Here is a 10811-nt window from a genome sequence, read left to right as displayed (position 1 = left end):
GAAGATATCGACGGACAGTGTTGCGAGCACATCCAAATTCCTTCGATAGACGCTTGGCACCCCAACCAAGCTCGTGCAGCCGCAACATTGCCACCACCTCATCTGCCTCAAGCATATCTTCGCCCTGTATCGTTCCCCACGATGCAGGATGCGCTGAAATCGCACTTGTCATCCATCTCTCCTCGTTGTCACACGAGGGGGCAGTTCTTCATTTCGTTAGGGGGTCAGTTTCTCATTTCGCCTGACATCAATACGATGAGCGGTGATGCTGGCCAGGCATCTCTCGACAACAACCTCAGCATGACGGCGAAACTTGCCTTCATTCAGAAACTTGATCTACCACGGAATATCTTGTCGACGACCGGCAAGGCATGGCATGGGTGGAACAGATCGTCCGCCGCGTCGCCGGCGAAAAGGCCTGGGAGATGCGGCGGCACGCGCCGGCCAGACAAATCGGCCTCTATGCGATTTATCTTTTTCCCTTTCTCCGACGGTAACATAGTCGTGGAGCATCTGCTTGACCGACATCCGACATCTTGTGTTGGTACTGTCGGGTCCGCAACATAGGCTTGTATGGCCAAATCTCATGGTCAACCCTAGTTTAAATAGCTGAAGAGCCGTCAGAATCACTCTTCTCGGCCTCGACCACTAAATTGGCACAAGTTTTGTAACAGCCAATTGCGAGTCCGGAGCCGTCCACCGTTGATTCCGCAATCACTAAGGAAAGCAATGCGTCAGACGCTTAAGCAGCTCGCTGAGGGCCGTTACAAGACTGGAGGCCATTGAGGCATGCCCGGACGCGGCGCGGGCCTGTTCGAAGCAGTTTAGTAGAAAGGAGATCATCAGAAGCGGCAGTCGCTGCCCGTAACTGCATACGCCTTGGGCGATCTCGCCGTATCGGACTGCCATCGTGAGGCGATTGCGAAATGCTGCCAGATAGGAAGGAATATTTGAACTGGGATTACGGCAACTTTGAAATCTTCTGACATGAGGAGAACGCGATGTTTGTGCGCAGCCTACTGGACGTCGAAGCTACGGATCACTTCGTGGAGTGGGGCAGCGGTACTAGCCACCGTCTGCTGACGGAAAAGGACGGCATGGGCTTCACCGTCTGCCATACGGTGGTGAGGGCGAACACCGTGTCGCTGCTTCAATACCGCAACCATCCCGAGGCTTGCTACTGCATCGCCGGGGAGGGCGAGGTTGAGGACATGGAGGGCAATGTCTATCCGGTCCGCCCAGGCGACATCTATGTGCTCGACAAGCACGACAAGCACTATTTGCGCGGGGGCGGCGACCGAGACCTGATCCTCGTCAGCATCTTCAACCCGCCGCTCACGGGGATAGAGCGCCACGACCTCAATGACCAGTCGGGTTCAGCATACTGAGTAAGGCGGCCGTAACTCGGACCTCTTTGATGCCATGCCTCATGGCGAACGTGTCCTAGACAGAACGCAATCTGGGACATTATCGAAGTTGCTAGCCGACTATCCCGAACGTCGCGATCAGTGATATTGCGCGGCGTCCGCAAACAAGTACTTGCAAGATGCCGCGCTTTGACTTCGTTGCTTGAGGAGATATATCTCCTCGAGTGCAACTTTGAGGATTGGCAAAAAATAGCATATTCCGGGCTATGATCAGTGGGCACGGCATGAATGTCATCGACTTGCTATCTTTGCTTTGCAACTCCAAAATATCAGGGAGCCTCATGTCGTGAACTTGGAAGAGACACCCGCTTCAGGTGCCGCCACTTTTGATAAATCTTTAAACGGCGCTGGTGACAATCTTGATATGAACTACGTCCGCGATCGCAGAAGGTGGATAGTTGCAAGGGAACTGATATGAAGGATGTAGTGGTCATTGGCGCAGGCAAGATTGGCGGCGCTATCGCTTTGATGTTGGCTGCGACGAACGACTACACCGTCGTGGTAACAGATCGCGATCAGGCGCAGGTAGATAAGCTCGACAAGCATACTGCGATTTCGAGTAAGGTAGTCGACATCACCGACAAGACTGAGCTCGTAAAGTTGCTGAAGGGAAAATTCGCCGTTTTGTCCGCGGCGCCATTTAACCTGACCGGCAAAGTGGCCGAGGCCGCATTGGAAGCTTCCGTTCACTACCTCGATCTCACGGAAGATGTCGCAACGACAAAGAAGGTCGAAGAGCTTTCCAAGTGCGCCAACGTTTCTTTCATTCCTCAGTGCGGTCTTGCTCCCGGTTTCATCTCGATTGTTGCCAATGACCTCGCAAAGCGTTTCGACACGCTGGATAGCGTTCGGATGCGCCTCGGCGCACTGCCGCAATACCCGTCCAACGCTCTCAACTACAATCTCACCTGGAGCACGGATGGTCTGATCAACGAATACATTGAACCGTGCGAAGCTATTGTAGAGGGCAAATTCGTCACGGTCCCTGCACTGGAGGAACGGGAAGAATTCTCCTTGGATGGCATCACCTATGAGGCCTTTAACACATCCGGCGGTCTGGGCACCCTGGCCAAGACGCTCGAAGGCCGCGTCCGCAATATGAACTATCGGACAATCCGATATCCCGGTCACCAGGCGATCATCAAGGCTCTGCTGAATGACCTCAATCTGAAGAATCGCCGAGACCTGCTGAAAGACGTCTTCGAGAACGCTCTGCCTGCTACGATGCAAGACGTTGTGGTCATCTTCGTCACCGTCTGCGGATGGAAAGACGGTCGCTATTTGCAGGAGACCTATGCCAACAAGGTTTACTCTGGCGTGGTGGCGGGTAAAGCGATGAGCTCCATTCAGATCACGACCGCCGCCGGCATCACAACGGTTCTTGACCTTCTGGCCGACGGAAAGCTGCCTCAGAATGGCGTCGTTCGGCAAGAAGAGGTCGCACTGCCCGACTTCCTGAACAACCGGTTTGGCCGGGCCTATGACCCGGAGGCCCTGCGCTTGAAGCTGGACTTAGAGGTCCTGCCGATGGACTAGGTGAACTTTAACGGCCCTTGTCACCGGTGACGGTCGACTGCCGGCTGTAGTTGTGATGGCTTAAGACACGTGTTTACGACTCGTTTGCGAGGTGTCTTAGGCGAGGCTCGCGATGCGCGTGGAATTCTTGGTCACGAACGGCGGCGTCGATGGGGTGATGCACAGAAGCTCGACATTTCATGTCGGTTGGGATTTCTGAAACTCCGTAACCATCCGGCTAGGGTGTTGTAGGGTTGTAGGGACTTCGGTGGCTGCCAATTTCAGGGGAGCAATTGTTCGAGCCTGCTGATCGAGGTGTCGGGTGCGAGCGAGCACATCGGCGAGCCACGCTTGTGGATCGAGGTCATTGAGCTTGGCGCTGCTGCGTCACGACGTCGGAACAGCGATCGTCGCTTATAATCCGGCATGGGCGGCCCGCTTCGGCGTGTCGACGCCGTTTTCTTGCGAACACTTGCGCCGCACGTGGGATTTGCCTCCGGCTGCGCCATCACAATGATCGCGAAGCAGGCGCTCGAACTGGCAGGCATTGACGGCTATGCGCACCAAGGTGCTCACCTCTTTCGCCACAGCCTTGCGACCGACCTTTTGCGGTCGGGCGCCAGCTTTGCCGAGATCGGCCAACTGCTCGGCCATCGAAGCATCGACAGTACAAGAATCTATGCCAAGCTCGATATTGAGAAGCTGCGTGAACTGACCCTACCCTGGCCGGGAGGTGTCCAATGAGCATCCATCTCAGTGTGCTCCAAGCATTGGCGGCGACGAGGAGGCTGCTGTAGCAATGTTATACGCAGAGGACTTTGGTCGTCAAAGCTAAAGGTGACATTCAAAACGACGATCGTTTTCTCAGATGCCACCCGCTTTTCAATTGGATGCTTGGCAGAGGGGAATTGGACGCGGCGGTGGTGCTGGATGATCCTGCTTATATCTTGCGATGATCGGCTCCAGCCGCTCTTTCGGCCAGAACTGCGGAGAGCCGATCTCGCCAAGGCAGGTAGCGTTCCAGTATGATCCAGCGCTTACTGGCGACTTGCCCGATGTCGTTGCCCGGCCGACCGCGGCGATGTCGCGCGCCTCCGGGTAGATATAGAGCGTCGTCGGATTATCCTTGACCATCGACAAGACTTCCGGGGTCTCTTCCGGCGACCAGCTGGTGCATCCGTCGCTTCGCCCGCCCGCATAGGTGACCAACTTCCCGACAGGGACATAGCCTTTCCGATCGGCATATGGGCTCTCCGGCTTTTTCTGCATGCAGATCCCAGAGACGAGCGCCGCAGCATGCCCGCCGATGGCGCGTTGTCTGGCGTTGGCGGTATCGCCGATCCCATCGAATTGAACAAACGAGCGGGTCAAAACCGCCTCTCTGTTAGAAGGCGCCAGATAATAGCCTTTGAACGAGGTCTTGATCTCGCTTGTCGGATACGCGCCACCGGCGGTCAAGTTTGAGTCCAGCGCGTTGCCAAAATTCTTAGCGCATTCCCGGCCGTTAGAGAAGTTGACCACGCCAGGGAGGTTGAGGCCGCCACCATGCCCTGCCGAGATCACCCGAAACGACTGCTTCGCCTCGCAGATCACGTAGAACCGGCCAACTGTCAGATCGTTGGGTCGTGTCGCATCCATTGCGAAGTAACAGGCGTTCTTGACCGTTCCCTCCGCGACCTTCTCCAGATATAACCTCCGCGCCCGCACCAGAACCACGCGCGTGATCTGGCCTTTCCCGTCGCCGACGTAGTCTGCTATCCAAGCCGGGAAAGGCGAACTCTTGAGCAGTATAGAGTGTCGGATCATAAACGCCGAAAACAATCAATCCTTTGAGCGGCGTCTTGGCCATTGGCTTCTGTGCGAAAGACAGGGTGAGGGAGCCGTTCTCATAGGTCCCATGTAGGATGTCCGGCTTCGCAAGCGCGAGTGTTTTCCCATTGATCGTGATGTTCATATAATAGTTGTACTGCGCAAGCGACTCCCGGACTGTTTTGGCGTCGGCAGCAACTTCCGCAGGGTCGAGGGCATTGTTGCGGTTCTTGTCGTAGTCGAGCAGCACTGACGACGAAAACACCTCATCGAACTGCCATGTGTCGCGCAGCTCCTGGAGGCTTCCATCGGGCGCCGCGACCGCCTCGAATTTTGCATCAACGAAGATATGGGGATGGGCGAACGTGTTAGTCGGCATCCCGAGGAGGAGAAGTGAAATTGCCATAGTGGCGTGGCGGCGTTTGTTCGCGAGGCTCATGCTACGTGAGTGTCGAGAAGATTGCGACGGATTTAAGTTTCGATCGCCGTGGTTTACCGGAATGCACCTTCCGCTATTTCGCCGCCGAGACGTTGGTCGAGTTCCTCGTGCTGGCCGTTGCGGCAACTTGGCGATTCACGCCGCCACCGCGCGCCTATCGCTGCGGCAGCACAGCCGGCTTCGACGCATCTTCATTCAGACAAGGCGATGGCAAAAATCATCGTCACGCCCGCGCGCGCTGGCCCTGTCGAGATTGCGGCCTTCCTGATGAAAGGCGACGTCGATCCGCTGGACGCCAAGAAGTGACCTTCGTCTTGTCGACCCCCCCCTGCGGGAATAGAGCCAATCAAGCGTGCGGCGCGCCAGTGGGAGGACGGCACTTGGCGCGAGAACGTGCCGTTGCGGCAAGTGGAACATCCGTGTCGATTCTCGCGTCAGCGATTTTGAGCTTGCTCGGGCTTCCGGCGAGATTCAAATTGGGAATTTGAATGCCTTCACTGCAAACACACCGGATCTTCATTTTACGTGGCGCAACTTTCCTCAAACGAACCCGCACCCGTGCGGTATTTGGCCACATCCTCGCCGAGGCCGGAGCCGGAATAACCGGGTCCGAGCTTCACTCTCATCACATCAAGGGTGCCTGCCACGAGCAAACGCCTTATAATTGGCGCGAAGCCAAACCGCGTCGGTGACAGGGCACTCACAGTAATGGGCAGGGTGCGGCTGTGGGCCGGCAATTGCTTATTTTGACGCGTCGCTTTTGTTGGCATGCGCCTGAATTTGCGTGCATCGCTCGATCAGGTGCTCGAACGGCTCGGAATCGCCGAGCAGCAGGCCGTCGTCGACCATGCGCGCGTAATCCTCGCCGAGCGCACGCAGACCTTCTCCGGAGGCGTCAGAACCAGATTGCCGTTGACGGCTGCGGCGTAGTCGATGGGCGAGCGGTCGGCCGCCTTTTCCGCAAAAAACATGAATTTGTGTTTCGCCACGGCATTGGCGAGTTGCCGATCCGCGGATGCTTTGTCGGCGAAACCAGCATCGTCCAGCCGGACGACATCATGCCAGTGGCGGGCAAAACGATCGCCGCGAAGGCGCTCCTGCAGGCAGAAGACATGGATGGCGGTCGCTTTCTCCCACAACGTCCGCTCCGCGTGCATGACGCGGGGACTCGCTTTCGGAAATTCGACACCATCAACCTGGCCCGACGCGTCACAGTCGATATCGCGGATACTGGCCGGCTCGCCGGTCGACCGCGCTCCGAATTCGAGCATGACGCTCGGGGCGACATAGCCGGATCCGCTGCTCACCGCTTCATAGTCGAGGTAGAGCGTATCGTCCTCGAGGCGGATTGCCGCCGGAAGAGATTGAACGCGCAACGCGCCATAACCGGCTCCACCGAGCCCGCTACCCAGACCGGAAGCCGCTTTCGCACCTCGCTGGTCCAGTGTTTCTCCTCGCTGCGGGTTTTCGGCAGTGCTTCGTCATTGTCGCCAACCAAGTCCGGCGCCAGGGCGCGGATATCGTAGGTCAGGTCGACATCCTCGGAGAACCTTTTGATGACACCGTAGGCTTTCGAAAGCGAGGTGCCGCCCTTGAAGACGAGATGCTCACCGAGCTTGGACGAAAAGAGCGTCTGCAGCGTCCAGACGACCCAGACATCCTTTTCGAGGAGATGAATGGGCCGTCCGGTGCGGTCGGCCGCCACCGCCAAGGCTTCGCGTCGGTTATCCTTTGACAAGGTCAGAAACAGATCAGCGATGCGCAGCCTTTCCTACGCTTCTTGCAAGCCAGGTCGGAAACTGCGGAGCCGCCGCCACCAGCTCGCCGAACGCGTCTGGCGGCAGCTTTCGCTTGATCCGCGACAGTGCTTCATCGGCCCTCTCCGGCCCAAGCCATGCAAGTGCGCGGACCGCCACGCCAGCAGGTCGATCGGCCAAGGCCAATTGCCAGCGCGGCACGTGCTTGAGCTCGACCGTCTGCTGTCCAAGGGTCATCGTCCGGCTACGGCCGGATGTCAGGTAGACGGAGCGGACCGGGACCTGGGAGGTCAGGCCCAGGGCATTTGCCGCGGCGGCGCCATTCGAGACGATGACCTCACCGCGCTGCTGCGCCACCGCCTCTACGGCGACCGTCGGCGGCCGACTGCCAAAGCGACTTTTGACGGGCCGCATATAGATGATACACGGCCCGCCCGGACGAGCTCGCCACGCTCGGCCAGGCGCGACAGAGCCTGATCCAGGGCGGCTCGATTTCCGAGATGCAAAAAACTCTTTGCCGAAAGCGCGGATCCTTCCGGCAGTCGTTCAGCATGTCCCATGATTTGCTATGTCAGCTTTTGCATGGCATTTCTCTTGTCAGAAATATATGCAAGTTTCTGACAGTTTGCAATGAGAGGGGAAGACGGCGAGCCCGGACGGTGCTGACCAATTTTTATCGGTCAGTGACCCGCTGTCTCTTCACAATCACGATTCATCTATCAGGCCGTCAAACACTTCCACCATCGCATCGCTGATGGCCTTGCCTAGCGCGGCTGCAGCGTTTGCAAGCGCCTCGTCGTCCATATCGCGAGCGGCCATCGCAAAAGCAGTTCCCTCGGACGTTACGATTTCCCGCGCCCGCTCAATTGCCCAAAGGCCGAAGTCGCTGCGGCTGCTGATTTCCACGGTTTCCATGTTGTCCCCTGATTTGTTCGAGAGGACGGCTTATACCGATTTGCCGGACAATGCAGTCTGAAAACCGAGCCCGAGGACCGACTTCGATCTGTCTCGTGAGCGCATTCCCTACGGGAGCGTGCTCTATTGCGCCGCACCTTGGCGACTGCGGTGTCACCAGCATTTGTACTGCGGTATAATTTGGAAGCGCTATGTGGGGGTCAATGGTTCAATTTTGCCGCTCCGATAGCACCCATTTGTCATATCACTGAAAAACTTCTGACCTAACGAGGCTTTCCGGGCCTCCGTTCAGGGTGCGGCCGTCGATCAGGAGTGACGAAATCATGTTGGAACGTGTTGGCAGCGGATCGAAAGAGGTCGAAACCCTGGTCGTGGACCTCGGCCAGAAAGACGTGACTGGCCGTTCTGCATCGACAAAAACCATCGACGCCGGCGAAATACGCAAGATCGCGCCGAGCGGCAACGGGCAGGCACTCGACATCTCCGCTGCGCGGGGCTTCGTCGGATTTACCCAGAGCAAAAGCGGCGCCACCGCGATCCTGGTCGATGCAAAGGTGAGCACGCCCGAAACCGACCCGGGCAACGATCTCAAGATCGACCTGGACGGTTTGAAAAAGGTTGCCGCTTCCGAATTCGGCAGCACCGTTCCCAACAACATCACCCACCTGTTCAACCCGACCATCCAGGCGATGGCCAACCAGTTTTACGGGGGAGACAGCCCCGAGGTGCGCGATCAGTTCAAGGCCGACGTCAAGGCGCTTCTCGGTCCGCTGCTCGACAAGGTAGGCGCCGGAGAAATCGGCATCGGCGATCTCGCCGGCAATCTGGAGCGTCTGACCTCGCGCCTGAGCGCTCCCGGCGGCAAGGAGGTCTGGGGTTACCGCCACGCGGTACAGACCGCGCTCGAAGGGCTCGTCATGGGCGCCAGCCTCGTCTCGAAGATGCCGGCCAATCCGGAGTGGGACAAGAATTTCTCGCCGCTGCCCTCCAGCAATCTCGCCAGCTATTCGTTCAACGACGTCATGGCGGCAATCATGATCGGCACCGGGCTGGCCGGCAAGGGCATTGCCGCCAACGGCTCAGATGGCGGGCGCTTCTTCGCCGGCAGCGGTGGCGACGCCTGGATCGCCGAGCGCATGTTCGCCACCAAGGACAATGGCTGGAGCAAGATCATCCAAAGTCTCGATCTGCCCTATATCGACAGCGACTATCTGACATCCAGCCTCAAGAAGATGGACCTTGTCATGTCGGGCTCGGACGCCATCGAGCCGGTCGTGGAGCGCCCGATCGACGAGAACGACATCCTGGAAAGCAAGGTGCTGCGCGGCTACGCTCCCTCGACCGCCTATGAGCCGACGCTGAAGAAGCTCGACGAACTCAAATACGGCATTCTCGGCGACGCCGTGAAGGACGTGAACCGGGATTTCGTCGCGCCCGACAACATGGACCACCTCGACCAGCTGACGCCGGAACAGAAGGCGACGCTGCTCTACGATCTCATCGAGATCAAACAGCAGTTCAATGGCTATATGAACCAGTATGGCGACAGCGTGCCCGATGGCGAGCGCGTCGGCAAGGACCTCCATGCGCGGATCGAAAAGCTGACGGCCGATCCGGCGACGCAGCAGCATCTCTCGGATATCTTCGCGAGCGGCATGAAGGAATATCTGCAACGCCCGGAGAATTCCGATCTGCTCACCAACATCGAAGACGCCTATCTGATCGATATCGGCGGCGGCAAGGCGATCGACCGGGCGCTGAGCGCCGGCAAGAGCTTCGAAGATGCCCTGAAGGATTATTATTCCGAACTCAACACGCTCGTCGATCTCCTGCCCCAGGATTATATCGATGCGCATCTCGACGCCGCGAACGTCACCTTCGCCAATATCATCAAGGAACATTATATCGGCGACGGCCAGGGTGTCGATCTCGAGCCGCTGCTGTCGGGTCCGGATGACACCTTCGTGCCCGGCGCAACGAATGACGCCATCAGCCAGTTGGCAAACACCTTCGCCGAGGATTTCATCAGCAAAAACGGCCCGGCCGATGGCGGCGAGACGCTGAAACAGAACCTGGCACAGGACATAGCACGCGACGTCGACGGCGTTTTGCGCATGGTGCGCGGCGGTATGAAGCTCGACGATGCGCTTGCCTCCTTCAAGGATTCGCTCGATCTGCCGCGCCAGACCCGGACACCTGCCGGCATCGATGCCGAGGTGTACAAGGCCGGTCTGGTGCACGCCGTGCAGATGCTGACGATGTCGAGCGTGCTGGTGGCGCGCGGCCTCGGCGTCGGCGGCAAGTGGACGCCGGCCGATATCGCCGCCGCGGTCGGCTCGGCGACGCAGATCGTCGGCATGACGATGGAGGGGCTCGGCAAGAACCTCGACGTTGCCGGCAAGCCGTTCAGCGCCTTCGGCAATGAGCCGGGCAGTTGGGGCAAGGGTATCTCCATGAGCTTCTCGCCGAAGACGATGGAAGCGGCAGGCAAGATCCTCGGCGCAGCCGGCGGTCTCGCCATGGCCGGCCTCGGCTTCTATTCGGCGTCGCGGTCGATGAAGGCCGGCGACCGCGCCAAGGGCGCGCTCGAAATCATCGGCGGCATTGCCGGCACCGGCAACGCGCTGATCGGTTTCTCCGAGGCGATGCTTTATCTGACCAATGCCATGTCCCGCGCCTTTTCCGGCCTCGGAACGGTGGCGCCGGAAGTCGTGACCATCTTCAGCAACGCCGCCAAAGCCGGGCTTGCCGCGGCCGGACTGGTCACCGGCCTCGTTGCCTCGGCCGTCGGGCTAGCGCTTGGCCTGTGGGATATGGCCAATGGCGTGAAGAAGCTCGACAAAATGGAAAAGCAGCTGAACGAGAAGCTTGAACGCTACACCGGCGAGTCCGTGCATCTCGAATTTGGGCCAGACCCGTCATTCATCTGGTAGAGGCAGAGGGGCGGCA

Annotated in this window: 5 protein-coding genes and 6 pseudogenes; 4 read left to right on the top strand and 7 right to left on the bottom strand. The window is 58.5% G+C overall.

Annotated elements, in window-relative coordinates:
- Positions 1-172 (bottom strand): annotated as a pseudogene (locus ATY75_RS34185) (helix-turn-helix domain-containing protein); the annotation flags it as partial.
- Between the two features lie 829 nt (positions 173-1001).
- On the opposite strand from ATY75_RS34185, the gene ATY75_RS24795 reads away from it, so the two are divergent.
- Positions 1002-1388, top strand: coding sequence for an ectoine synthase (locus ATY75_RS24795; RefSeq protein ID WP_088939578.1), 387 nt, complete (start codon positions 1002-1004; stop codon positions 1386-1388).
- 453 nt (positions 1389-1841) lie between these two features.
- On the top strand, positions 1842-2963 hold the full coding sequence (locus ATY75_RS24790) for a saccharopine dehydrogenase family protein (RefSeq protein WP_088939577.1): 1122 nt from the start codon (positions 1842-1844) through the stop codon (positions 2961-2963).
- 260 nt (positions 2964-3223) lie between these two features.
- Here the strand turns inward: ATY75_RS24790 and ATY75_RS34180 are convergent.
- A pseudogene (locus tag ATY75_RS34180) lies at positions 3224-3323 on the bottom strand (transposase domain-containing protein); the annotation flags it as partial.
- 45 nt (positions 3324-3368) lie between these two features.
- Here ATY75_RS34180 and ATY75_RS24785 point away from each other — a divergent pair.
- Positions 3369-3686 carry a tyrosine-type recombinase/integrase gene (locus ATY75_RS24785; protein ID WP_245317630.1) on the top strand — a complete coding sequence of 106 codons (318 nt, stop codon included), beginning with the start codon at positions 3369-3371 and terminating at the stop codon, positions 3684-3686.
- Between the two features lie 138 nt (positions 3687-3824).
- Here the strand turns inward: ATY75_RS24785 and ATY75_RS24780 are convergent.
- The 5 genes and pseudogenes from ATY75_RS24780 to ATY75_RS24755 form a co-directional block, all read right to left on the bottom strand.
- A pseudogene (locus tag ATY75_RS24780) lies at positions 3825-4709 on the bottom strand (hypothetical protein); the annotation flags it as partial.
- A gap of 64 nt (positions 4710-4773) precedes the next feature.
- Positions 4774-5130: pseudogene (locus tag ATY75_RS24775) on the bottom strand (DUF1007 family protein); the annotation flags it as partial.
- A gap of 801 nt (positions 5131-5931) precedes the next feature.
- Positions 5932-6949: pseudogene (locus ATY75_RS24765) on the bottom strand (nucleotidyl transferase AbiEii/AbiGii toxin family protein).
- Positions 6942-7507, bottom strand: a pseudogene (locus ATY75_RS24760) (DUF6088 family protein). The pseudogenes ATY75_RS24765 and ATY75_RS24760 overlap by 8 nt, the downstream one beginning before the upstream one ends.
- Positions 7508-7652: 145 nt before the next feature.
- Positions 7653-7862, bottom strand: a complete 210-nt coding sequence (locus ATY75_RS24755) for a hypothetical protein (RefSeq protein WP_004672578.1) — start codon at positions 7860-7862, stop codon at positions 7653-7655.
- 323 nt (positions 7863-8185) lie between these two features.
- On the opposite strand from ATY75_RS24755, the gene ATY75_RS24750 reads away from it, so the two are divergent.
- Entirely contained in the window at positions 8186-10795 is a 2610-nt protein-coding gene (locus ATY75_RS24750) for a hypothetical protein (protein WP_088939576.1), read from the top strand.
- Positions 10796-10811 lie beyond the last annotated feature (16 nt).

It is taken from the genome of Rhizobium sp. N122, assembly GCF_002211295.1.
Lineage (GTDB): Bacteria > Pseudomonadota > Alphaproteobacteria > Rhizobiales > Rhizobiaceae > Rhizobium.
This window is presented reverse-complemented; position numbering and strand designations above follow the sequence as displayed.

What these genes read in the sequence shown, in the direction of transcription:
- ATY75_RS24795 (WP_088939578.1), top strand. Translation starts at nt 1,002, where the DNA reads ATGTTTGTGCGCAGCCTACTGGACGTCGAAGCTACGGATCACTTCGTG.
- ATY75_RS24790 (WP_088939577.1), top strand. Translation starts at nt 1,842, where the DNA reads ATGAAGGATGTAGTGGTCATTGGCGCAGGCAAGATTGGCGGCGCTATC.
- ATY75_RS24785 (WP_245317630.1), top strand. Translation starts at nt 3,369, where the DNA reads ATGGGCGGCCCGCTTCGGCGTGTCGACGCCGTTTTCTTGCGAACACTT.
- ATY75_RS24755 (WP_004672578.1), bottom strand. Translation starts at nt 7,862, where the DNA reads ATGGAAACCGTGGAAATCAGCAGCCGCAGCGACTTCGGCCTTTGGGCA.
- ATY75_RS24750 (WP_088939576.1), top strand. Translation starts at nt 8,186, where the DNA reads ATGTTGGAACGTGTTGGCAGCGGATCGAAAGAGGTCGAAACCCTGGTC.